A 22,472-nucleotide genomic window follows, 5' to 3' on the forward strand; every position below is an offset into this window, starting at 1 on the left:
CCAGGCTCTCCATTCCGTCCGACCAATGCATGCAGCGAGCCGAGCGCCATCAGAGCCGACTGCGGAAAGAAGCGTGACCCACGCGGAGACGTACCCGACCAACGGAAGGAGTCCGACCTTGACACTACCGCCCGATTAAAGAAGCGGACATCACGCTTCCACTGCCTATCCATGTTCAATCTGGACGCTCTCCAAACTCCTGGGTAGCGCGCTAGACACGGTTGCGGCTAAGAGGACTAACGCGGCCGAGACCCAGAGGCAGGCACCTAATCCGAAGCTCTGGAACACCCACCCGGAAAGTACTGTGCCGAGGAGCCGCCCTAGCGCATTGGCCATGTAATAGAAGCCGACGTCTAACGAAACACCGTCCGCCTGCGCGTAGCTCACTATCAAGTAGCTGTGCAGCGCCGAGTTGATCGCAAAGAGCACCCCAAAGAGAGCCAGGCCGATCAGCAGTACGTCCTGCGGTGGATACTGCCGCGCCAACAACATGGCCATGGCTGCAGGAACGACGGCCAGTACTGCGGCCCAACCGAATGCCTCTCGGCCCCTGGGTGCAGTTCCCGACCGTCCCACGAGGAGAATTGGTGCTACCGACTGGACTATTCCGTAACCGATTATCCAGGCGGCCAGAAAGCTGCCCACTTGCCAGAAATCCCATCCGAGGGACTGGGCAAGGAAGACCGGTAGCGCGACCACGAACCATACATCACGCGCACCGAACAGGAACATCCGCGCGGCTGAGAGCAGGTTGATGGCTCTACTTTTTGAGAGGATGTCCCGAAACTTCGGCTTGGCCTTAGCCTTACCGAGATCGCGCTTCAGCAACGCTAAGCTCAGAATCAGAACCCCAGCCAAGGCGGCCGCCATCGCAGCGACGGCAGCCTTGAAGCCAATCACCGTCAATAGCGCGCCTCCCAGAAAGAAGCCGATGCCCTTGAGCGCGTTCTTGGACCCGGTTAACGCCGCCACCCAACGGAAGAGCGTGCCCTGCTGATCGGCCGGTACGAGCAGCTTGATGCTGCTCTTGGCACTCATCTTGTTGAGGTCCTTGGCGATCCCTGAGAACGCTTGCGCAGCCATTACCCACGGCACGGTTAACAATGCGGCCGGTACCAGCAACATCGACAAGGCAGCCACCTGCATCGCCAGGCCGATATTCATGGTTCTGTTGAGGCCGATCCGCGCGCCAAGCCAGCCGCCGACCAGGTTGGTGATGACGCCGAAGATCTCGTAGAACAGGAACAGCAGGGCCACCTGGAGCGGTGAATAACCCAGCTCGTGGAAGTGCAGCAGCACGAGCGTGCGCAGGGCACCGTCAGTCAGGGTGAAGGCCCAGTAGTTTCCGGTGATCAGCAGATACTGTCGGACGTCGGACGAAAGGCGCGCGAGCATAGGTCAGCGATCCGCTTTGCCCACGTACTGCACGAGCTCCGCGGTGCGGTTAACATAGCCCCACTCGTTGTCGTACCACGCGTAGATCTTTACCTGCGTGCCATTGATCACCATCGTCGACAACGCGTCGACGATGCTGGAACGCGGGTCGGTCTTGTAGTCGATCGACACGAGCGGCCGCGTCTCGTAACCGAGCACGCCGGTGAGCTCTCCCTCTGCGGCGGCCTGTAGCAAGGAGTTGACCTCCTCCACCGTAGTCGGGCGTTCGACCTCAAACACGCAGTCGGTCAGCGAGGCATTGGTCAGCGGCACACGCACCGCGTGGCCATTCAAGCGTCCCTTGAGCTCAGGGAATATCTCGGCAATGGCCGTGGCCGAGCCGGTGGAGGTCGGGATCAGGCTGCTGCCGCACGAACGTGCTCGGCGCAGGTCCTTGTGCGGTGCATCGACGATCACTTGTGTGTTCGTGAGGCTGTGGATCGTAGTCAGGCTGCCGTGCCGGATACCCAAGGACTCATGGATAACCTTGACGACCGGCGCGAAGCAGTTAGTTGTGCAAGAGGCCGCCGAGACGATGCGGTGCTGGTCTGGATCAAAGCGCTGGTGATTCACGCCCATCACGATGTCGAGTGCGCCCGCAGATTTAACCGGCGCGGTCACAACGACCCTCTTGACGCCCTGGTCGAGGTAAGGCTGCAAGACATCCGGCTTCCGGAACTTGCCCGAAGCCTCGATGACGACGTCGCAACCCGACCAATCGGTTGCTGCAATGTCTTTGTTACGACTGACCGGGATCCGAACGCCGTCGACCATGATGGACTCGCCGTCGGCGGTGGCCTCTCGGTCCCAGCGGCCGTGGACGGAATCGAAGTTCAACAGATGCGCCAGCGTAGTTGCATCACCAGCAGGATCGTTGATCTGCACAAACTGAATATTCGGATTTCCCCAGGCCGCACGCAAGGTGAGGCGGCCCATTCGGCCGAAGCCGTTGATGCCAACGCGAATGCTCATTGAAGGCTCTGTTGCGAGTGGAATGAAGTAGTTCAGGCCGTGGCCGGAGCTTCGCTGATCTGGCGCAGCTTGGTCTCGGCTGCAAGGCGATCCAGTGCTTCCATGCGCAGCGACAGCAACAGCGAAATACGCTGCTGCAGCACGAGGAGCGTATTGGAGAATGCCTTGTGGATTTGCTCTTGCGTACCCGTGACCGCCATCGGATCGGGAATGCTCCAGTGCGCGGTTATCGGCTGACCAGGCCAGACCGGGCAGGACTCACCAGCGGCGCGATCGCACACTGTGATTACCAGATCCATCTCTGGCGCCCCAGGCTGGGCGAATTCAGCCCAACTTTTGCTGCGAAGGACGCTCACATCGAGCCCGGCATCGGACATCACTTTCAGCGCCATCGGCTGTACCAGTCCCGCGGGGTGGCTGCCTGCGCTGTATGCGCGAATGCGCCCCTTCCCAAGTGAGTTTCCCAATGCTTCCGCCATCTGGCTGCGGGCCGAGTTACCGGTGCATACGAACAGGACGTTATAGCGGTCTTTCATATGGCCTCTGCGATGTTTACGGCTCGGAAGAACGGGCGACATACCAGGGCTTGGTGGCGTTCACGATGCGCACGACGGACAGCATCACCGGCACCTCCACAAGCACGCCCACGACAGTGGCCAGTGCCGCACCAGAGTGCACCCCGAAGACGGCCACTGCGGTGGCAACCGCCAGTTCGAAGAAGTTGCTCGCACCGATGAGCGCGGACGGACCGGCCACGCAGTGTGCGACCTTGAAGCGACGGTTCAGCCAGTACGACAGCCCTGCATTGAAGTAGACCTGGATGACAATTGGCACCGCGAGCATCGCGATGATCGCGGGCTGCGCGATGATCTGCTTGCCCTGGAAGCCGAACAACAGGACCAAGGTCAGCAGCAGTGCGGCGAGCGAGACCGGATGCAAGCGCCGCAGAAGAACGTCGAGCGCCTGTTGACCGCCGCGCTGGATCACGAATCGCCGGATCACCGCGGCAACCAGCACAGGGACGACGATGTAGAGGCCGACGGACAGCAGCAGCGTCGACCACGGAACGGTAATCGAGGAGATGCCCAGCAACAGCGCGACAATCGGCGCGAATGCGAAGACCATGATGAAGTCGTTCAGCGCCACTTGGCTAAGCGTGAACTGCGGTTCGCCGTCGCACAGATTGCTCCAGACGAACACCATGGCCGTGCAAGGCGCCGCGGCCAGCAAGATCAGTCCGGCGACGTAGGAATCAATCTGATCCGCGGGCAGATACGGTGCGAACACGTGACGGACGAAGAGCCAACCGAGTAGCGCCATCGAGAACGGCTTGACCGCCCAGTTGACGAAGACGGTGACACCGATGCCCCGCCAATGCCGCTTGACCTGACCCATCGCGCCAAAGTCGATCTTCAGCAGCATTGGGATGATCATCAGCCAGATCAGCAAGGCAACAGGCAGGTTGACTTTGGCGATTTCGGCCCCACCGAGTTTTTCGAACGTTCCCGGAGAGGCATAGCCCAGCAGTGTGCCCACCGCCATGCACACGAGGACCAGCGCCGTCAGGTTTCGCTCGAAACCGCCCATCCTCTGCGACAGTGACAGTGGCTTGGCCTCGGTCACCGCACTCATGCCGCCTGCTCCAGGAGCTGACGGGCAGGCAATTCGACCGCGATGACGCTCAGCTCGTGCTGCAGGGCCTCGCGGTCCATGCTTTCAAGCGGCAGCGTGAGGAGGCGCGCCAACCGAGCGGACACGACGTCCTCGGTGATCCGAAATGCAGCAGCGACCGCCGCTGCGTCGCCGGCAGTACCGGCTGGATCGGGGAGGCCCCAATGAGCTTTTACGAAGCCACCAAAGAAGACGGGGCAGCTTTCGTTGGCCGCGCTGTCGCATACGGTCACGACCAAGTCGAACGTGGGCGCACCGTCTGCGGTGTACTCGTCCCACGACTTGCTGCGCACTCCTTCAGTCGCTATGCCTCGCCGATGCAGTTCGGCCAGCGCATGCGGATTCACCACTCCGGCGGGCTGGCTGCCAGCGCTATGCGCATCGAATCGCGTTCCGCCCAGATGGCTCAGCGTGGACGCAAAGAGAATGCTGCGCGCGGAATTGGCTGTACAGAGGAACAGAACCTTGTAAGCCATCAGATCACCGGGCGCGGGCACGAACAGGGATGGACTTGGCCGGCACCAGAACTTCCGGGGCGCACTTGCTCGGATCCCCGCCACAGCAGTTCAGCGTGAGGAAATCCACCAGAGCCTGCATTTCCTCGAAGTTCGCCCGGTAGCGAATGTTCCGACTGTTCCTCTCCGCCTCGATGAGTCCGGCGTGAGAAAGCGACTTGAGGTGGAAAGACAGGGTTGCGTTCGGGATGTCGAACTTCTGGGCCAGGTCGCTTGGAAAGGCGCCTTCCGGCCCGAGCTCCACCAGATGCCGGTAGATGCTCAGGCGGGAGGCGTTGGCCAGTGCGGCCATGGCGGTGACTGCGTTCTTCGTATCCATAATTCCAGTATGTTAGAATCATCGAACGAGAGCAACCCCCAAGGTGCGCTTATGGCCACGACCGCCATGCCGATCCTTTCGCAAGAGATCCCGGCCCTGCTCGCGGGCGCCCTGCGCCGCTCTGCTGGCCAACTCGGCGAGGCCCGGGAGAGTTGGAGGCATAAACGCGACCGAGCACCCTTCACGGAGTCTGCCTCCGCCGATCTGGCCGACGTCGAATCAGTGGTCATGCCCAACACGTGGCGGCGACCTCAAGCGCTTGGGCAAACCTCGGGACACCGCACGCTTGACACGGTACGGGAGAGGAATATAGTTGCGACTAACAACGATATGCCGCGTCCGATGTCAGCCAAGCCTGCCCCCCTTTCGAATCCCCTGCTGCGCGACGCCGAAGCGTTGCACGCGGCCGTGTCGGATTTGGTGCGGGTCTACCAGTTTCGCGATCGGGACAAGATCTGCTGCTACGACATCTCGGTCACGCAGTGCTATGCGCTGGAAGCCCTGGTAGATCGGGGACCGAGTCGCAGCCAGGCATTGGCCGAAGTATTGATGCTCGACAAGAGCACGACCACCCGCGTCGCCGACGCGCTCGTGCGGAAGGGATACGTCGAGCGCCTACCCGATCCCGACGATGCACGAGCCGTCTCGCTTCGCGTCACGCCTGAAGGTCGGAAGCTCTACGAGAAGATCAACGGTGAGCTTATCGAACAGCAGGCCGACCTGCTGCGCGATCTGGATCCTCAGATGCGCGCCGCGGCGACCGAGATCATCCAGCGCCTTGCACGTGCCGCCCAAGCGCGTTTCGTCTCCGGTGTAAGCGTGGGTAGCTGTGCGCCGTCTTGCGGCAATGATGCTGCCGCGAAGTGTGGTTGACCCCTTTTTTGCCCAGATAGTTGTCACTAACAACAGGTGATGAGGATGATCAAGATTCGATTGGCCCAGATGCATGACGCAAAAGCCATCGCGGCCATCTACAACCAAGGCATTGCCGAGCGCTCTTCAACCTTTGAAACGAATCCGCGCTCAACCGCGGACCTGGAACAGCGCTTGGCTGATATCAATCGTTACCCCTTGCTGGTCGCGACCAGCGAAGCCGGTGAAGTTCTCGGCTGGGCAGGACTAAGCGGCTACCGCCCGCGAGATTGCTATGCGGGTATCGGTGAATTCTCCGTGTACCTCGACGCCGCCGCGCGCGGCAAAGGGATCGGACGCCAGTTACTCCTGGCCCTGATCGATGTCGCTCGCGACCGTGGCTACTGGAAGCTGCTATCGCGGATCTTCCTGTTCAACACGGCCAGCCGCGCACTGTGCCGCTCGGTCGGCTTCCGTGAAGTCGGCATCTACGAAAAGCACGGCCAGCTCGAAGGCCGCTGGCTCGACGTCGCCATCGTCGAGCGCCTCATTCCTGAAAACCTCTCACCCCCGACGACCGAAGCCGAAGCGGCTACGGCGAATGCCTGAGGAGAACCCATGAACGCTGCACTTCCCGTTGTCGTAATTGGCGCCGGCCCCGTTGGTCTGGCCGCCGCCGCTCATCTACTTGAGCGTGGCTTGACTCCCTTGGTCCTGGAGACCGGCGAGTCCGTTGGCGCCGGCATGCTCCAGTGGGCCCATGTCCGCATGTTCTCGCCTTGGGAGTTCACCATCGACCGTGCGGCGGGTGCACTGCTGGCGAAGCAAGGCTGGCAGGCCCCGAACCTTGCCCACTACCCTGCCGGCGGTGAGGTGGTCGAGCAGTACTTGAAGCCTCTCGCTAACACGCCAGAAATCCGGTCGCACCTTCACCTGGGTGCTCGCGTTTCCACTGTGACCAAGCAACGCCGCGACCGAATGAAGGACGCCAAGCGCAACGACGTCCCGTTCGTAGTCCGATACGAAGACGCTGCCGGCGAGCATGAAATCCTGGCGCAGGCGGTGATTGACGCATCCGGGACCATCGACAACCCGAACCCGATGGGCGCATCTGGCGTCCCCGCGCTGGGGGAACGCTCCCTCCATGCGCACGTGTTCTACGGAATGCCAGACGTGCTCGGTAAGCACCGGGAGCGCTACGCCGGCAAGCGCGTCCTGGTCGTTGGCAGCGGACACTCCGCGTTCAACGTGCTAAGCGATCTGGCACGCCTGTCGAAGCAGATGCCGGGCATGCAGATCGAATGGGCTATCCGTCGCCCCTCGCTGCAACGTGTGCTTGGCGGTGGCGAGAACGACCAGCTCAAGGAACGGGGGAAGCTCGGCCTGACCATCAAGCAGCTGCTCAACGAAGGCACCCTGCGCGTAACGACGAGCTTCCACCTTGATCGGCTGGAGAAGACGCCCGGCGGCATCGTTGCCCACGGTGAAGGAAAGACCGTCCCGGCAGTGGATGAAGTCGTGGCTGCCACCGGCTTCCGGCCCGACACCTCCCTGCTGTCGGAGCTGCGCATCTCGCTCGACTTGGGCACGCAGAGCCCCACGGCGCTTGCCCCGCTGATTGACCCCAATCAGCACAGTTGCGGAAGCGTCCGCCCACATGGTGCGGAGGAACTCAAGCATCCCGACGCGAATGTCTACATCGTCGGAATGAAGAGCTACGGACGCGCGCCGACCTTCCTCCTGCCCACGGGATACGAGCAGGTGCGGTCAGTGGTTGCCGCCATCGCGGGCGATTGGGACGCCGCGCGTCGCGTGGAACTGGTACTGCCCGAGACCGGCGTTTGCGTCACCCAGTTCACCGAAGAAGAGGAAGCCACGCAATCCAGCTGTTGCGGGACGGCACCCGTTGAGCCGGCAAAGGAAGCTGGCTGCTGCGGGGGACCCGCGACTGAATCGAGCAATGCGTGTTGCGTCGGAGATCAGCAGGCGAAGGTGAGAGGCAGTGCCGGCTGTGGCTGCAGCGCTACGCCCGCCAAGCCTGTCCCCGCACGCACCAGTTGCTGCGCTAGCTGACGATGCCAGCACACATGAGGCGTGCCGTATGGCTGCTGGGATTGTGCCAGTGCATCCTCTGGGGAGTTCTGTACTACAGCTTCTCGGTACTGCTCGTACCCATGGAAGCAACGCTGGCCTTGTCGCGAACGGCAGTGGCTGGCGCCTTCTCCGCTGGACTGCTCGCCATGGCCTTGCTGGCGCCCGCGGTTGGTCGATGGCTCGACCTAGGCCATGCCGCTTCCGTCACTCGCATTGGCATGGCGTTGGCGGCCCTCGGCCTTGGCATCGTCGGCACCGCTCAGGGAGTCACTGCTCTCTATGTGGGTTGGCTTTGCATCGGCATCGCGATGGCTTTCCTTCTGTACGAACCAGCATTCGCGCTCGTGGCACGTGCCGTCGAAGCTGAGCCACATCGGGTTCGCGCACTCGCAGCTGTGACGGTGATGGGTGGGCTTGCTAGCACCATTTTTCTGCCGATCGTCTCTACCCTGGTCGAGGCCTTGGGCTGGCGGTCCACAGCGCTAGTTGGTGTGGGCGCGATTGTGGTGGCAGCCTCGATCATGGAGGTTTGGGTGGTTCCCTCCCTTCGAGCGAGTGACGCTAGTCGGGCGAAGAGGCCCTCACAGCGTCCGGGAGCCTGGCCTCGTCATATGCGCGCCCTGATCGCAATATTTGCCTCTGGCACGCTGGCTAGTATGGCACTGACGCTGCTTTTGATCCCATTGCTCCTGACACGTGGCACCGAGCCATCTGTTGCAGCGATGGTGTTGGCGGCATTGGGCATCGCTCAGCTGCCCGGGCGCATTTGGTTGCTGCATGGACGCAACGCCATACCGCCCGAACTGTTGAAGACCTGGCCGATCGTCTTCCAGGTTATCGGGCTGACGGTGGTTACCTTTGCATCTTCAGCATCCGTGATAGCTGGAGGCGTCGCAGTCTTTGGACTGGGCTCGGGTCTGCACACGCTCTCCCGACCGTGGCTGATTCAAGGGCTCTATGGGGTTGCTGAGGTAGGCCGTTGGAACGGCGAAATTGCTCGTGCGCAAGGGTTCTCCCGCGCAGCGGCGCCGTTGCTCATGGTCGGCGCAGCCGCGGTCTTTGGAATACCAACCGTGCTGCTCACCGTCGCTGGCATCCTGATATTCACATTGCCCTTCGCGCTTCGCCTTCCGCACTCATCAGCGTGACGCCGTCTCGGATCGAACTCTCCGATACCGGCCTGCCCCTGCACTGCCCAACAGGCGTGCCGGGGTTGCTTCGGAGTACACCGGCACCCGTAAAAAACGTCGACGCCAGCCGCTATAGTGCGTCCGGCGCCAACGGAACCTGCAGGCGTGCTACGGACTACGTACTACGGCCGCGTGCGATGCGGGCCGCGTCAACGAGACGACCTGCCACAGCGCCGACAGGCCGACCAGAACGTACACCACGCGTGCGAGCATCGCGTCCTGACCGCCGAACAATGCGGCGACGAGATCGAACTGGAATGCGCCGACCAACCCCCAGTTCAGACCACCGACGATCAGCAGTACCAGCGTCACGACATTCAGACTTTTCATTGTTCATTCCTCCGTGTGTGCGGGTTGCGCAATCAGCCCTGCGGTATGAGCACCTTGTCGATGACGTGGATCACGCCATTGCTGGCGGCGACGTCGGCACTGAGTACGCGGGCACCGTTGACGGTCACTGCGCCGCCGGACGCCCGGATTGCGAGTTCGCCGCCCTGTACCGTGGTGGCGGCATCCATCCCCGCCACCTGGCTCGCGGTCACGCGGCCCGGCACGACGTGGTAGGTGAGGATTGCGACCAGCTTGTCGTGGTTTTCCGGCTTCAGCAGGCTTTCGACGGTGCCTTTCGGCAGCGCGGCGAATGCGGCATCGGTCGGGGCGAACACGGTGAAAGGACCGGCGCCCTTGAGCGTGTCGACCAGGCCGGCCGCTTCGAGCGCGGCGGCGAGGGTCTTGAACTGTCCGGCGCCGATGGCGGTGTCGACGATGTCGACGGGTGCATGCGCCGGAGCGCTGCTCTTGGCGGCGCCGTTGCCGCCGGCGGGCGCCGCGAAGACGGCCGGCGTCGAGACAGCCAGGACCAGGGCGATCGCAAGGACGCGGAGGCGGATCGGCAGGGGGCGGAAGGACATGGCGGTTCTCCAGGGGGAAGGGGTGGCACGAGGCGGAGTCTCACCCCCACGCTGTTAGACGTCTGTACAAGCTATCCATGTACAGAGCATGTACATTTCGCCCTGTACATTTGGTGCCATGTATCCCATCAAGGCCGCCGCCGAGCTCGCGGGACTTAGCACCGAGACGCTGCGCGCGTGGGAGCGCCGGCATGGCGCGATACGCCCCGTCCGGGATGCCCAGGGCCGGCGCCTGTACGACCCGGAAACGATCGAGCGGCTCTCGCGTTTGCACCGCCTGACCGACCGCGGCCACCCGATCCGCGACCTCGCCGCGCTGGACGACGATGCCCTCGACCGCTTGCTCGACGCCGGCCGGCGGGCCGCCTACGGCGGCGTGGAAGGGCTGCCGTCGCGCATGCTCGATGCAATCGCCGAGTACCGCGTCGACGTGTTCGACCGCGACCTTTCGGTGGCGATCGCCACGCTACCGATAACCGTGCTGATGACGCGTGTCGTCATGCCGCTCTTGCGGGAGGTGGGGCTGCGCTGGGCCGACGGACGGCTCGCGGTCGCGCAGGAACGACTGGTCAGCAGCCTGCTGCGCATGCGCCTGCTCGCGGTACTCAGCCCCCCTCCGCGCGAACAGCGCCCCCGGGTGCTGTTCGCGACGCTTCCTGAGGAACGCCACGAGCTGGGCCTGATCGGCGCGGCGCTGCAGGCACACGAGGCGGGCGTGCCCGTGCTCTACCTCGGCACCGAACTGCCGGCTCTTGAAATCGCGCGCGTCGCGGCCAAGCTCGGCGCAACCGGAGTCGCGCTGAGTTCGGTGGACTCGCAACAGGCCCGCTCGGCTCTGGAGGAACTGCGCCGGCTCGATGCCGAGCTGGCGCACGGCGTGCCCGTGTGGCTTGGCGGCACGAATGCGCGTTACCTGGCCGAAGAACTGGCGTCGGCGCGGATACAGGCCGTGGGTGATGCCCAGTCGATGACGCGGGGAATGGCTCCGCACGCGGGGCGCGGCTGATCAGCGGCGGCTCAGAAGGCGCCGCCGCGTTTGTTGAAACAAGGACTCAATCGTCGGCCAGAATTCCCCGCAAAACGCATCGACCAGCCAGGTGCGGATAGGGCCTCATCCATGGTCCCCCTCCACCGGAAGCAGATATCCGCCGATCCGGGCGTCGGTCGCGCAGCAACCAGCTCCACCCCGTTATCTTTTTGATGCACGCTGAGGCTGGCGCCGCCGAGGGATAGCTGCCGCACGAGTGTTCGTCCATCAACCGCATGCTCCGCGGTCACGGCTGCACCGAAAAGCCGTTCGTAGAAGGCGGTCGTGGCCTCAAGGTCTTCCACCGTGATGGCTACATGGACGATGCACGCGATCTTCCACGTGACTTCGCTCCAATGTTGCGGCGGTCAGATGAGGACCACCTGTCAGGCTGAATGCGGACTCCGCGGGAACAGATCGGATGGTATTGTTTCGGCTTCCGGCAGTGTGCCGCGTGTCAACCTCTTCGGACAGCCATGGATCCAATCTCGCTCGAAGACCTCGCTTTGCTGGCGGTATTGAAAAGGGTATCCCAGCGCGCTGCGCTGACCGATGACGACTCCGTCGTCCGGGACCGGCTGATCGAGAGCGGGTTGGTGGTCGAGGACGAGGAAGGACTGGGACTGACATCGGCCGGGATCGAGATGTGCAAATCCCTGCAGCATCGGGCTGCCGCCGATGCGCAGGTGGCCAAGATTCTCGAGCAGCGCGAAAATGGCGGCGAGGCCCCAGCGGCCTAGGAAGCAATGGTTGCTTGACCGATGCGGTCTCTCGCGGTCAGTCCATCCAGGGCCTGTTCGCGCGTCAGCTCAACCGCACTTGCTGTACCCGCAGTTCAAGCACGTCGCGCAGCCATCCATGATCACGACCGCCTTGGTGTTGCACTTGTGGCACATCGTTGCGCTCGGCGGGAAGCTGACGCCGTCGCCGGTGACTTCGACGTCCTCGCTGCGCGGCGTATCGCTGATGCGCGGTTCGGGGAACAGGTCTACGTGGCCCGCGTCAGAGTTTTTTTTTGACAGCTGCGCGTAGGCGGCGCGCTTCTCGGCGATCAGGGCGCGCTGGGCGTCGCTCATCTCCGGGTCGTGCATCAGGCCGATCGACTTGAGGTGGTCCTCCACGATGCTGCCCAGCTCGGCCACCAGCGACGGCATGTACACGCCACCGGCCTTGAAGTAGCCACCCTTCGGGTCGAACACGGCCTTCATCTCGTCGACCAGGAAGGTCACGTCGCCGCCCTTGCGGAACACGGCCGACATGATGCGCGTCAGCGCGACGATCCACTGGAAGTGGTCCATGTTCTTCGAGTTGATGAAGATCTCGAAGGGGCGGCGCAGCTCGTGCTCGGTGCCGGCGTTGAGGACGATGTCATTGATCGTCACGTACAGCGCGTGCTCGAACAGCGGCGATTTGATCTTGTAGGTGGAGCCGATCAGGATCTCGGGGCGCTCGATGCGCTCGTGCATCTGGATCACGTCGGCGGTCGGCAGCGACTCGACCGCGGCGACCGGCGCCGGGCGCGAAGCCTCTTTCGCCTTGTCTTCCGGGGTGACGACGCTGTAGCCCTTGATTTTCTTGTCGATCTTGACGGCCATGAACCCGCTCCTGGTGCGGTAACGCTGATCTAGTTATATGTCGCTTAAGGCGGTCGCCGCGCCACTGGGACGCGGCGACCAATCGGGGCACTTACTTCCTGGCAGCTTTCTTCGCGACCTTCTTTGTGGGTCGCTTGGCTGCCTTCTTCGCCGCCTTCCTGGCTACGGCCTTCTTGGCCGGCGCCTTCTTCACAGCTTTCCGGACGGCTGATTTCTTCGCGACCTTCTTCGTCGCAGTCTTCTTCGTGGCCTTCTTGACGGCCTTCTTCGCAGCCTTCCTGGCAACCTTCTTCGTTGCCTTCTTGGCGGCCTTCTTCGCCGTCTTCTTCGCCGCAACCTTCTTCACCGCCTTCTTCGCGGTCTTCCTGGTCGCAGCCTTCTTGGTTGCCTTCTTTGCAGCCTTCTTCGTCGCCTTCTTGGCCGTCTTCTTGCCGGCCTTCGCCTTGAGCGACGAAGCTTCCTTCTTGGCCTTGGCGCTGGCAGCGGCGAGCTTCTTCTTGGCGGTGCCTACCGCCTTCTTGGCGGCCTTGCGTGCCTTCTTGGCGGTGGTCTTGACCGACGCCACCGCTTCCTCGGCACGGTGCATCACCGCGCTGGAAATGTGGGATGCGGTTTCTTTCACGTTATCGGCGGCCTGCGACAGGGTCGCCGTCACTCCGTTGCCATTGCTCATGTGCCCTCCTGACGGGCGTCAAAACCTGGTTGGCGTGTTGCGGTAATCGGGGTGTTGCAAGGGCGATGCTATACCTGCTGCACGCGCACGACACAATCCACACGTTACTCACTTGGGCCTGGTACATGAACGCGGAGCCGGCCCGGACTCCGTGTGGAGGCGATCACCGCTGCCCCCTGCCTCTACCGCTGCCGCTTCGAAAGTGCGAGGAACCTGCTTCCCCCGGGTGCCGTTGTTGCCTGACGCCTGAAAGCAGGTCCCTCGCAGCGCTCGCGACCACAGCGCTCAGAACTTTCCGTAATAGCCTTCCTTCAACGCATCGAACAGATTGGCGGCGGTGTGCATCTCGCCGTCGTATTCGATCTGCTCGTTGCCCTTGACCTCCAGCACGCTGCCGTCTTCCAGCTCGAAGCGATAGGTGGTGTTTTCCAGGTCGGCTTCCTTGACCAGCACGCCCTGGAAGGCGGCCGGGTTGAAGCGGAACGTGGTGCACCCCTTCAGGCCCTGCTGGTGGGCGTAGCGGTAGATGTCCTTGAACTGCTCGTACGGGTAGTCGGTCGGGACGTTGGCGGTCTTGGAGATCGAACTGTCCACCCACTTCTGCGCCGCGGCCTGCACGTCGACGTGCTCCTTGGGGGAGATGTCGTCGGCGGAGATGAAGTACTCCGGCAGCCTGGCGTGCTCTTCATCCGAGAACGGCATGGCCTTGGCGTTGATCAGCTCGCGATAGGCCAGCAGCTCGTAGGAATAGACGTCGACCTTTTCCTTGGACTTCTTGCCTTCGCGGATCACGTTGCGGCTGTAGTGGTGCGCGAACGACGGCTCGATGCCGTTGGAGGCGTTGTTGGCCAGGCTCAGCGAGATCGTGCCGGTCGGCGCGATCGAGCTGTGGTGCGTGAAGCGCGCGCCGGTCTGCGCAAGCTCGTCCACCAGCTCCGGCGCCACCGAGGCGACGCGCTGCATGTAGCGGCTGTAGCGGGCGTGGAGGACGCGGCCGGGGATGTCCTGGCCGATCTTCCAGCCGTCCTTCACCATCTCCGGACGCTTGCGCAGCATCTCGGCATCGACGGCGAACAGCTCGTCCATGATCGGCGCGGCGCCCTTTTCCTTCGCCAGCGCCAGGCCCATTTCCCAACCGGCCACGGCCATCTCGCGGGAGATGCGCTCGGTGAACTCGCACGACTCCTTGCTGCCGTACTTCATGCGCAGCATGGTCACGGTGCTGCCCAGGCCGAGGAAGCCCATGCCGTGGCGGCGCTTTCGCATGATCTCGTTGCGCTGCTGCTCCAGCGGCAGGCCGTTGACCTCGACCACGTTGTCGAGCATGCGGGTGAACACGCGCACGACTTCCTTGTATTCCTCCCAGTCGAAGGTCGCCTGGTCGGTGAACGGGTCGCGAACGAACTTGGTCAGGTTGACCGAGCCCAGCAGGCAGGCGCCGTAGGCCGGCAGCGGCTGCTCGCCGCAGGGGTTGGTCGCGCGGATGTTCTCGCACCACCAGTTGTTGTTCATCTCGTTGACGCGGTCGATGAGGATGAAGCCCGGCTCGGCGTAGTCATACGTCGAGACCATGATCATGTCCCACAGGTGGCGGGCACGGATGTGGCCGTAGATCTTGCAGGCCACCAGGCCGTCGTCGCGCACGATGTAGTTGCGGTGGGTCGGCCACTCGCGCCACACGACCTGGGTCGCGTCGTCGAGGTTGATGTCGCCCTTTTCCTTCATGTTGACCGGGAACACCAGCGGCCAGTCGGCGTCGGTGTCGACCGCTTCCATGAAGCCATCGGTGATCAGCAGCGACAGGTTGAACTGGCGCAGGCGGCCGTCTTCGCGCTTGGCGCGGATGAAGTCCTTCACGTCCGGATGGGAGACGTCGAACGTGCCCATCTGCGCGCCACGACGGCCACCGGCCGAGGACACGGTGAAGCACATCTTGTCGTAGATATCCATGAAGGACATCGGGCCGGAGGTGTAGGCGCCGGCACCGGCGACGAACGCGCCGCGCGGACGCAGCGTCGAGAACTCATAGCCGATGCCGCAACCGGCCTTCAGCGTCAGGCCCGCTTCGTGGACCTTCTCCAGGATGCCGTCCATCGAATCCTCGATGGTGCCCGAGACGGTGCAGTTGATGGTCGAGGTGGCCGGCTTGTGCTCGAGCGCGCCGGCGTTGGAGGTGATGCGGCCGGCGGGAATGGCCCCGCGGCGCAGCGCCCACACGAAACGCTCGTTCCAGTACTGCTGCTTCTCGGCATTGGGCTCGGCTTCGGCCAGGGCCTTGGCCACGCGCTGGTAGGTGGCGTCGATATCGGAATCGACGGCCTTCCCCGTCTTGGTCTTCAGCCGGTACTTCTTGTCCCAGATGTCCTGGGAAGCGGGCTGCATGGGGATTTCCCTTTCGAGGTCCCCCGTTACAGCCGCGGCCGTCTTGACCGCCTCGAGGCGCACTGTGCTCATGCCTGTCCTTTCTCCTCGTTCTGGCAGCAGATCGGGACCGCTGCCGGTGGATTCTTATATTGGGTGCCGCCAAGCCACTGACCACCAAACGGTCGCCGACGGCGATGCCCGCGACCGGTCTTGCACGTCCGCGAAACATGGGTTCTGGTTCGATTTTGGGCTCATCTTGCTCCCGTTCCGCGCCATCCCCCGATAGCGCTGACAGTACCGCAACTCTAAGCCAGGAAATCCCTAACTTTGGGCTCCCGCCGCCCGTTGACCACTACATGTAGTGGCCGGAGCGAGGGTTCAAGCTAAACCCGGTGCCGAATTTAGTCAACGCTTTTTTGATCGCAGTCACAATGCGTGACGGACGTCAGCGATGCAGTGCGGCAGGTGCACTTGCAAGCCGCGCCGGTCTCGCGACCGCCGCTGGCGGGGGCTGCGGCAGCGGCGCAGATGCTGGAAACTTCATGGCCTATTTAGTGGTCTTGCCAGACACTGGGGCCGTTCAGCCGCCGTGTGCGGACCCGACCCCTCCTCCCTCCAGCCAGAACGACGCGATGCGCCCTCTGCCGACCCTTCTTACATTGTCCCTGGCCGCCGCCTTCGGCGGATTCGTTGCCATCGCCATGCGCGACGGCCTGGAAACGCCTGCCCAGGCGGCGCCGGCCGCAGCCACCACCGTGGCCGCGTTGCCGGTGGTGGTCAGCGGCCAGCCACTACCGTCGCTGGCGCCGATGCTGGCCAAGGTCACCCCGGCCGTGGTCAGCGTCCACACCAAGCAGCGGGTCAAGGTCAGCCCGTTCGGCGGCGACCCGATGTTCCGGCGCATGTTCCCGGAGCTGACCCAGGAGCGGATCAACGAATCGCTCGGCTCTGGCGTGATCGTCGATGCCCAGCGCGGGTACGTGCTGACCAACCACCATGTGATCGAGGGCGCCGACGAGGTATCGGTGACGCTGGCCGACGGGCGCACGCTCAAGGCCGAGTTCCTGGGTTCGGACCCGGATACCGACGTCGCGCTGATGCGCATCAACGCACCCAACCTGGTCGCGATCCCGCTGGCCAACTCCGATGCACTGCGGGTCGGCGACTTCGTCGTCGCCGTCGGCAACCCGTTCGGCATCGGCCAGACGGTAACCTCGGGCATTGTCTCCGCGGTCGGCCGCACCGGCCTGCGCGGACTGGGCTTCCAGAACTTCATCCAGACCGACGCCTCGATCAATCCGGGCAACTCCGGCGGCGCACTGGTCAACCTCAACGGCGAACTGGTCGGCATCAACACGGCCAGCTTCAATCCGCGCGGTTCGATGGCCGGCAACATCGGGCTGGGCTTCGCCATCCCGACCAGCCTGGCGCGCAACATCATGGGCCAGTTGATCGCCAACAATGGCGTGGTGATCCGCGGAACGCTGGGGCTGGAGTCGCAGGCGGTCGATGCGCGCCTGGCGCAGGGACTGGGCCTGGAGGAAGCGCGCGGCGCACTGGTCACGCAGGTCTACTCCGGTGGTGGCGCGGCGACGGCCGGCCTCAAGCCCGGCGACGTGATCATCAGCGCCAACGGCGAGCGCATCGACGACCCGGACGCGCTGCGCAACTTCGAAGGCCTGCAGGCCGTCGGCAGCCGCGTCGCGCTGGAGGTGCGTCGTGACGGCAAGGTGATCCAGATGAACACCGTGCTGCGCGAACAGCCCAAGTCGTTCCAGGGACTGGAGCTCGACCCGCGCCTGGCCGGCGCCGTGTTCGCCGAACTGCCCGAGCGCCTGCGCCAGTCGGGCTATTCCGGCGTGCTGGTCGAATCGGTCGCGCGCGGCAGCCGCGCTGCGCAGAACGGCCTGCAGAAGGACGACATCATCACCGCCGCCACGTCTGGTACGTTCGAGGATCTTTCAGGTTTCCGCGCCAGCTTCACACAGGCTCCCGCACAGTTGGTCCTGCGCGTCGTACGTGGCGGCGGCCGACAGGGCAACTTGTCGATGCAGTAACGTCACGCCTGCGACACCCCGAGACCCCTTGGAGGAACACCTGATGAATCCCACCCCCAGCGACGGCATGAAGACCCACCTCGGCGAAGCCGGCGGACACCTCAAGCAGGCGGCGAGCGATGCCGGCGAAGCACTGCGCGGCGCAGCCAGCGCGGCCGGCGACGAACTGCGCGTGGGCAAGGCGAACGTGAAGGCCGACCTGGCCGACAGCGCCCTGTCGGGAATCGCTGCCGCCGAGCAGGCCGGGGGCGTTGCCCGCGAGCAGGTGGATGCACTGATGGACAAGGGCCGCGACCTGATCGACAGCGCCGCCGAACTGATCCGCGAGCGCCCGCTTGCGTCCTTCGGCGTCGCCTTTGCCGCCGGCTGGATCATCGCCAAGCTCGCCCGCAGCGGCGACAAGTAAAACCGCATGAGCCAGGTGGGGGACGATCGAACGCCCGAGGGACCCGAGCCCGGGGCATCGGTTCCGCCGCCTGACCAGTTGGGAGAGGCGCTGCGCGAACTGGGCGCCACCGCGCGCACCGGCCTCGGCGCCGCGGGCGCATCGGCCAAGGCGATGCGCAGCCTCGTCGCCGCCGACCTGGCGCTGGCGCGCAGTGCGCTGGGCCGCGCGCTTGCCTTCGTCGGTGTGGCGATCGTTTTCGGCGCTTCGGCCTGGCTGTTCCTGATGGGCAGCCTGGTCGCGCTGCTGACCACCCTGGGCCTGTCGTGGTTGCTGGCAATGCTGATCGCCGCACTGCTCAGCCTGGCCGTGACGGGCTACGCCTGCTGGCGCGCGATGCACTATTTCGACCACACCCGCCTGCAGGCTACGCGCCGGCAGCTGGCGCGCCTGGGCATCGGCGACCTCGCCGACTTCATGCCCGGCCCGGGCTCGGAGGAATCGGCGCGCGACGCTGCAAAGCGCCACGAACAGAGCCTGTCGGGGCGGCCGAAGAAGGACGAACAGGGCATCGACGTCGCGCCGCCATGACCAGTCCCATGACTATTCCCATGACTTCCCTCGTCGCCCGCCGCCATGCGCTTTGAACAGCTGATCCAGAAGGTCGACCAGGCCGAGGACGCGCTCGAAGCCAGCGAGCGCAGCGCCGTAGCCGACCTGCGCAAGGTGCGCACGTCGTGGCGCGAGCTGTGGACGCCGGGAAGGATCGTGATCGCCGGCCTCGCCGCCGGCTTCGTCGTCGGCCGCGCCGAACCGCTGCGCACCCTGGGCAAAAGCGGTGGACTGATGCAGCTGGTGACGATGATCTCGGGCCTGTTCGCCGGCGGCAGCGCCCAGGTGGCCGCCGAAGGTGCCGAGCAGGCAGCCGCCAGCGCCGAACAGGCCGCGGCCGCTCCTGCGCCCGTCGTGGCTGCGCCTCCACTTGCGGACGAAGATGCACTGACGCTGGCGCGCGCCGAGGCAACTGTGCAAGCTGCACGCGGCGTGGTCCATCCGGTCGAACCTTGAGCATCCCAGCAACCCAAGCACCTTCCGAATCGGAACCGCCCGGCGAGGGCGACGCTCCGCCATCCCCGTTACAGGCACGCCCGAGGTCCTCCAGCGCGGCCATGGTGCTGGCCACGCTCGCGGTCGGTTACACGCTATGGGCGGCGCAGGAACTGGTCCTGCCTGTCCTGCTGTCTATGTTCTGCGCACTCATCGGCAACCCGATCATCCGCGGCCTGCAGAAGCTGTACATCCCGCGTTTCCTCGGTGCGGTGCTGGTGCTCGCCGGTGGCCTCGCCGGCGCCGCCGCGCTGGGCAACCAGCTGGTCGAACCGGCCGGCGAATGGGTGCGGCAGGTGCCGCGCGAAATGAAGTCGATCGCGCCGAAGCTGCGCGACTTGACCAAGCCGATGCTCGACGCCAACAAGGCCGCGCAGAACATCGCCCGAGCCGCCGGAGGCGAGAGCACCGGCAAGCCGGTGCAGGTGATCCGCACCGAGCTCAACGAACCCTACAAGGCGCTGACCGCGACGCCGCGGCGGGTGGCCTCGGTGCTCGCGGTGGTGCTGCTGACGTTCTTCTTCATGGTCTATGGCGAAAGCCTGCAACGAAACGCGATCGCGCTGTTGCCGACACGGCAGCAGAAGAAGCTGACCGTCGACATCCTGCATTCGATCGAGCGCGAGATATCGCGCTACGTGCTGACCATCACCCTGATCAACATCGCCCTCGGCCTGGCCCTGGCCGGCGCGCTGTACTGGCTGGGCGTGCCGCTGCCCGAAGCGCTGCTGTGGGGCACGATGGCGGCGATCCTGAACTTCGCTCCCTACGTGGGCCCGCTTGTCGGCATCGTCATCATGTTGCTGATGGGCTTCGTCGCCTTCGACAAGCTGCTGCCGTCGCTGCTGCCGGCAGGCATCTACCTGGTGCTGCACACCATCGAGGGCCAGATCATCACCCCGATCGTGCTCGGCCGGCGCATGCGCCTGTCGCCGCTGGTGCTGATCCTGGCGCTGATGCTGTTTGGCTGGCTGTGGGGAGTCATCGGCCTGCTGCTGGCGGTGCCGCTGCTGGTGTGCGTGAAGCTGGTGCTGGCGCGGATCGAGGGCCTGGGGGGCTGGGCGCGCCTGCTGGAGTGAGCCGAGCCGGATCCGGGCCCCGGGCGCGCCAAGGTCGCCTGGGACGCTCATGCAAAAGCGCGGTATGCCGTTAACGACGGGGCAGTGCAGCAAACAGGCTAAAATATCGGCATGCAATTCCCAGTTCGCGCCATCACCCTCGACCTCGACGACACCCTGTGGCCGTTCGCGCCGATCGGGGCGCGGGTCGAGCAGGTGCTGCACGCGTGGCTGTTGCAGCATTGCCCAGGCACGGCGCAACGCTTCCCGATCGAGGCGATGCGCGAACTGCGCGAACGCGTCTTCGTCGAACGTCCGGACCTCGCCCACGACTTCAGCCAGCTGCGCAAGCTGAGCCTGATCCGCGCGATGGAACTGAGCGGCGATGATCCGCAGCATGCCGATGCCGCGTTCGAGGCGTTCTACACCGAACGCAACCGCGTCGAGTTCTACCCCGATGCCCTCGCTGCGCTGGAGCGGCTGGCCGCGCGCGTACCGCTGGCGGCGATCAGCAACGGCAATGCCGACCTGGCGCGCGTTGGCGTCTCGGCGCATTTCGCCTTCCAGCTCGGCGCGCGCGAGCACGGCACGCCCAAGCCGGCGGCGAGCATCTTCCACGCCGCCTGCCGCCAGCTCGACCTCGCCCCCGGCGATGTCCTGCATGTCGGCGACGACATCGAACTGGACGTGGTCGGCGCCCACCGCGCCGGCATGCGCAGCTGCTGGATCAACCGCGACGGCGCGCACTGGCCCCATGCCGACCTGCGCCCCGACCTCGAATTCGCCACACTCGCCGGACTGGCCGACTGGCTGGACCTGGCACAACAACCGGAACTCCTCAGCGCATGAGCATCCCGCACGGCTTTGCCGATACCCGCACCGAGAGCCTGCCGCTGCATGTGGTCAGCCGCGACACGATCGGCCAGTGGCGGGCGACGCAGGATGCGGCAGCGCTGGCCTGGCTCGATGCACAGGGATTCGATGGCTCGCCGTGGACGGCGCTCACCCTGCCCGCGGCGGATGGTGGCCTGGCTGCTGCGGTGATCGGCGTGGCCGACCTGCTCGACCCCTATTCCTACGGCCACGCGCCGTATGCGTTGCCGCTGCGCAGCTGGGTGCTGGCGACCGAGCTTCCGGTCGAGGCAAGGTCGGCACTGCACCTGGGCTGGGGCCTGGGCAGCTACCGCTTCAACCGCTACAAGCAGCCGCTGCGGCAACCGGCGCTGTTGCAGGTGCAGGCAGACGACGAAGCCTTCGCCCAGCTCGCTGCGTGCCTTCGCGTGCGCGACCTGGTCAACACCCCGACCGAAGACATGGGCCCGGACCAGCTCGAGCAGGTCGCCCGCGAACTGGCCGAGCGCTTCGGCGCGCGGATCGAGGTGATCAGCGGCGATGACCTGCTTACCCGCAATTTCCCGGCGATCCACGCCGTCGGCCGCGCCAGCCACCGCGCGCCGCGCCTCATCGAACTCAACTGGGGTGACGAATCGCACCCGCACGTGGCCATCGTCGGCAAGGGCGTGTGCTTCGATACCGGCGGCCTCGACCTCAAGCCGGCCGACGGCATGCGCAACATGAAGAAGGACATGGGCGGCGCCGCCCATGCCATCGCCCTGGCCGAACTGGTGATGACGCGCAAGCTGCCGCTGCGCATGACCCTGCTGGTGCCGGCGGTCGAAAATGCCGTGGGCCCCAATGCATTCCGTCCGGGCGAAGTGGTCGCCACGCGCCAGGGCATGTCGGTGGAGATCGACAACACCGATGCCGAAGGCCGCGTGATCCTGTGCGACGCGCTCACCTACGCCGGCGAGCAGAAGCCGGCGCTGCTGCTCGACTTCGCCACGCTGACCGGTGCTGCGCGAATCGCCCTTGGCCCGGACCTGCCGGCGCTGTACTGCAACGACGAGGACGTGGCGCGGTTGTGGCTGGAGTCGGGCATAGAGCAACGCGATCCTCTGTGGCGCATGCCGCTGTGGCGCCCGTACCTGCGTTACCTCACCAGCACCGTCGCCGACATCGCCAACGGCGGGCCTTCGAAGATGGCCGGCAGCATCACCGCGGCGATCTATCTGGAGCGCTTCGTCCCGGCGGTGCAGAAGTGGGCGCACCTGGACGTGTACAGCTGGAACGACAGTGATCGCCCGGGCCGTCCGGCCGGTGGCGAAGCACAAGGGCTGCGCGGGGCGTATGCGCTGCTCAGGAAGCTGTCCTCGACCTGATGGGCCCTGGCGTGATCGCGATCGACCCG

Annotated in this window: 25 protein-coding genes; 13 read left to right on the forward strand and 12 right to left on the reverse strand. The window is 64.8% G+C overall.

The window, feature by feature from the left end:
• Positions 1–165 precede the first annotated feature (165 nt).
• Genes arsJ through AB4Y64_RS04450 form a run of 6 tightly spaced genes read right to left on the reverse strand, consistent with a single transcriptional unit; the run spans position 166 to position 4,911 of the window.
• Positions 166–1,395: an organoarsenical effux MFS transporter ArsJ gene (gene arsJ, locus AB4Y64_RS04425; RefSeq protein WP_441815237.1), complete on the reverse strand. Its 1,230-nt coding sequence runs from the start codon at positions 1,393–1,395 to the stop codon at positions 166–168.
• 3 nt (positions 1,396–1,398) lie between these two features.
• On the reverse strand, positions 1,399–2,406 hold the full coding sequence (locus AB4Y64_RS04430; protein ID WP_441815238.1) for an ArsJ-associated glyceraldehyde-3-phosphate dehydrogenase: 1,008 nt from the start codon (positions 2,404–2,406) through the stop codon (positions 1,399–1,401).
• Between the two features lie 32 nt (positions 2,407–2,438).
• Positions 2,439–2,942, reverse strand: a complete 504-nt coding sequence (locus tag AB4Y64_RS04435; RefSeq protein WP_441815239.1) for an arsenate reductase ArsC — start codon at positions 2,940–2,942, stop codon at positions 2,439–2,441.
• A 16-nt stretch (positions 2,943–2,958) separates the two neighbouring features.
• Positions 2,959–4,038, reverse strand: a complete 1,080-nt coding sequence (gene arsB, locus AB4Y64_RS04440; RefSeq protein ID WP_441815240.1) for an ACR3 family arsenite efflux transporter — start codon at positions 4,036–4,038, stop codon at positions 2,959–2,961.
• Positions 4,035–4,553: an arsenate reductase ArsC gene (locus AB4Y64_RS04445; RefSeq protein WP_441815241.1), complete on the reverse strand. Its 519-nt coding sequence runs from the start codon at positions 4,551–4,553 to the stop codon at positions 4,035–4,037. The genes arsB and AB4Y64_RS04445 overlap by 4 nt, the downstream gene beginning before the upstream one ends.
• Before the next feature lie 4 nt (positions 4,554–4,557).
• Entirely contained in the window at positions 4,558–4,911 is a 354-nt protein-coding gene (locus AB4Y64_RS04450) for an ArsR/SmtB family transcription factor (protein ID WP_441815242.1), read from the reverse strand.
• A gap of 51 nt (positions 4,912–4,962) precedes the next feature.
• Between AB4Y64_RS04450 and AB4Y64_RS04455 the strand changes: the two genes are divergently transcribed.
• Genes AB4Y64_RS04455 through AB4Y64_RS04470 form a run of 4 tightly spaced genes read left to right on the forward strand, consistent with a single transcriptional unit; the run spans position 4,963 to position 9,005 of the window.
• A complete protein-coding gene (locus tag AB4Y64_RS04455) occupies positions 4,963–5,784 on the forward strand; it encodes a MarR family winged helix-turn-helix transcriptional regulator (RefSeq protein ID WP_441815243.1) in 822 nt (273 codons plus the stop codon).
• Positions 5,785–5,829: 45 nt separating this feature from the next.
• Entirely contained in the window at positions 5,830–6,372 is a 543-nt protein-coding gene (locus tag AB4Y64_RS04460) for an arsinothricin resistance N-acetyltransferase ArsN1 family A (protein WP_441815244.1), read from the forward strand.
• Between the two features lie 9 nt (positions 6,373–6,381).
• Positions 6,382–7,836 carry an NAD(P)-binding domain-containing protein gene (locus tag AB4Y64_RS04465; RefSeq protein ID WP_441815245.1) on the forward strand — a complete coding sequence of 485 codons (1,455 nt, stop codon included), beginning with the start codon at positions 6,382–6,384 and terminating at the stop codon, positions 7,834–7,836.
• A gap of 14 nt (positions 7,837–7,850) precedes the next feature.
• Positions 7,851–9,005 (forward strand): MFS transporter, encoded by a 1,155-nt coding sequence (locus AB4Y64_RS04470; RefSeq protein ID WP_441815246.1) that lies wholly within the window; start codon positions 7,851–7,853, stop codon positions 9,003–9,005.
• Positions 9,006–9,155: 150 nt separating this feature from the next.
• Here AB4Y64_RS04470 and AB4Y64_RS04475 read toward each other — a convergent pair whose 3' ends face one another.
• Together AB4Y64_RS04475 and AB4Y64_RS04480 are read right to left on the reverse strand one after the other, a co-directional pair.
• Positions 9,156–9,377 (reverse strand): DUF378 domain-containing protein, encoded by a 222-nt coding sequence (locus AB4Y64_RS04475; protein ID WP_441815247.1) that lies wholly within the window; start codon positions 9,375–9,377, stop codon positions 9,156–9,158.
• A gap of 32 nt (positions 9,378–9,409) precedes the next feature.
• Positions 9,410–9,937 carry a fasciclin domain-containing protein gene (locus AB4Y64_RS04480; RefSeq protein ID WP_441815829.1) on the reverse strand — a complete coding sequence of 176 codons (528 nt, stop codon included), beginning with the start codon at positions 9,935–9,937 and terminating at the stop codon, positions 9,410–9,412.
• A 139-nt stretch (positions 9,938–10,076) separates the two neighbouring features.
• On the opposite strand from AB4Y64_RS04480, the gene AB4Y64_RS04485 reads away from it, so the two are divergent.
• On the forward strand, positions 10,077–10,964 hold the full coding sequence (locus AB4Y64_RS04485; protein WP_441815248.1) for a MerR family transcriptional regulator: 888 nt from the start codon (positions 10,077–10,079) through the stop codon (positions 10,962–10,964).
• Between the two features lie 11 nt (positions 10,965–10,975).
• Here the strand turns inward: AB4Y64_RS04485 and AB4Y64_RS04490 are convergent, their stop codons facing one another.
• Positions 10,976–11,320 (reverse strand): VOC family protein, encoded by a 345-nt coding sequence (locus AB4Y64_RS04490; protein WP_441815830.1) that lies wholly within the window; start codon positions 11,318–11,320, stop codon positions 10,976–10,978.
• 141 nt (positions 11,321–11,461) lie between these two features.
• On the opposite strand from AB4Y64_RS04490, the gene AB4Y64_RS04495 reads away from it, so the two are divergent.
• Positions 11,462–11,725 (forward strand): hypothetical protein, encoded by a 264-nt coding sequence (locus AB4Y64_RS04495; protein ID WP_441815249.1) that lies wholly within the window; start codon positions 11,462–11,464, stop codon positions 11,723–11,725.
• A 69-nt stretch (positions 11,726–11,794) separates the two neighbouring features.
• Here the strand turns inward: AB4Y64_RS04495 and AB4Y64_RS04500 are convergent, their stop codons facing one another.
• From AB4Y64_RS04500 to AB4Y64_RS04510, 3 genes are all read right to left on the reverse strand, one after another.
• Positions 11,795–12,580: a TSCPD domain-containing protein gene (locus AB4Y64_RS04500; protein ID WP_441815250.1), complete on the reverse strand. Its 786-nt coding sequence runs from the start codon at positions 12,578–12,580 to the stop codon at positions 11,795–11,797.
• Between the two features lie 91 nt (positions 12,581–12,671).
• Entirely contained in the window at positions 12,672–13,253 is a 582-nt protein-coding gene (locus AB4Y64_RS04505) for a hypothetical protein (RefSeq protein WP_441815251.1), read from the reverse strand.
• A 285-nt stretch (positions 13,254–13,538) separates the two neighbouring features.
• Complete coding sequence (locus AB4Y64_RS04510) at positions 13,539–15,707, reverse strand: adenosylcobalamin-dependent ribonucleoside-diphosphate reductase (RefSeq protein WP_441815252.1); 2,169 nt, start codon at positions 15,705–15,707, stop codon at positions 13,539–13,541.
• A gap of 542 nt (positions 15,708–16,249) precedes the next feature.
• Here AB4Y64_RS04510 and AB4Y64_RS04515 point away from each other — a divergent pair.
• The 7 genes from AB4Y64_RS04515 to AB4Y64_RS04545 all read left to right on the forward strand — a co-directional run bounded on the left by AB4Y64_RS04515 (position 16,250) and on the right by AB4Y64_RS04545 (position 22,443).
• Complete coding sequence (locus tag AB4Y64_RS04515; protein ID WP_441815253.1) at positions 16,250–17,674, forward strand: trypsin-like peptidase domain-containing protein; 1,425 nt, start codon at positions 16,250–16,252, stop codon at positions 17,672–17,674.
• A 43-nt stretch (positions 17,675–17,717) separates the two neighbouring features.
• A complete protein-coding gene (locus tag AB4Y64_RS04520; protein ID WP_441815254.1) occupies positions 17,718–18,080 on the forward strand; it encodes a hypothetical protein in 363 nt (120 codons plus the stop codon).
• A gap of 6 nt (positions 18,081–18,086) precedes the next feature.
• Positions 18,087–18,650, forward strand: coding sequence for a phage holin family protein (locus AB4Y64_RS04525; RefSeq protein ID WP_441815255.1), 564 nt, complete (start codon positions 18,087–18,089; stop codon positions 18,648–18,650).
• 45 nt (positions 18,651–18,695) lie between these two features.
• Entirely contained in the window at positions 18,696–19,127 is a 432-nt protein-coding gene (locus AB4Y64_RS04530; RefSeq protein ID WP_441815256.1) for a hypothetical protein, read from the forward strand.
• Positions 19,124–20,245, forward strand: coding sequence for an AI-2E family transporter (locus AB4Y64_RS04535; protein ID WP_441815257.1), 1,122 nt, complete (start codon positions 19,124–19,126; stop codon positions 20,243–20,245). The genes AB4Y64_RS04530 and AB4Y64_RS04535 overlap by 4 nt, the downstream gene beginning before the upstream one ends.
• 111 nt (positions 20,246–20,356) lie before the next feature.
• Positions 20,357–21,073 carry an HAD-IA family hydrolase gene (locus AB4Y64_RS04540; protein WP_441815258.1) on the forward strand — a complete coding sequence of 239 codons (717 nt, stop codon included), beginning with the start codon at positions 20,357–20,359 and terminating at the stop codon, positions 21,071–21,073.
• The gene (locus AB4Y64_RS04545) at positions 21,070–22,443 is read left to right on the forward strand and encodes a leucyl aminopeptidase family protein (RefSeq protein ID WP_441815259.1); all 1,374 of its coding nucleotides are present in this window, start codon (positions 21,070–21,072) and stop codon (positions 22,441–22,443) included. The genes AB4Y64_RS04540 and AB4Y64_RS04545 overlap by 4 nt, the downstream gene beginning before the upstream one ends.
• Positions 22,444–22,472 lie beyond the last annotated feature (29 nt).

Origin of the sequence: Lysobacter sp. TAF61, assembly GCF_052113485.1 — a bacterium.
Lineage (GTDB): Bacteria > Pseudomonadota > Gammaproteobacteria > Xanthomonadales > Xanthomonadaceae > Lysobacter_J.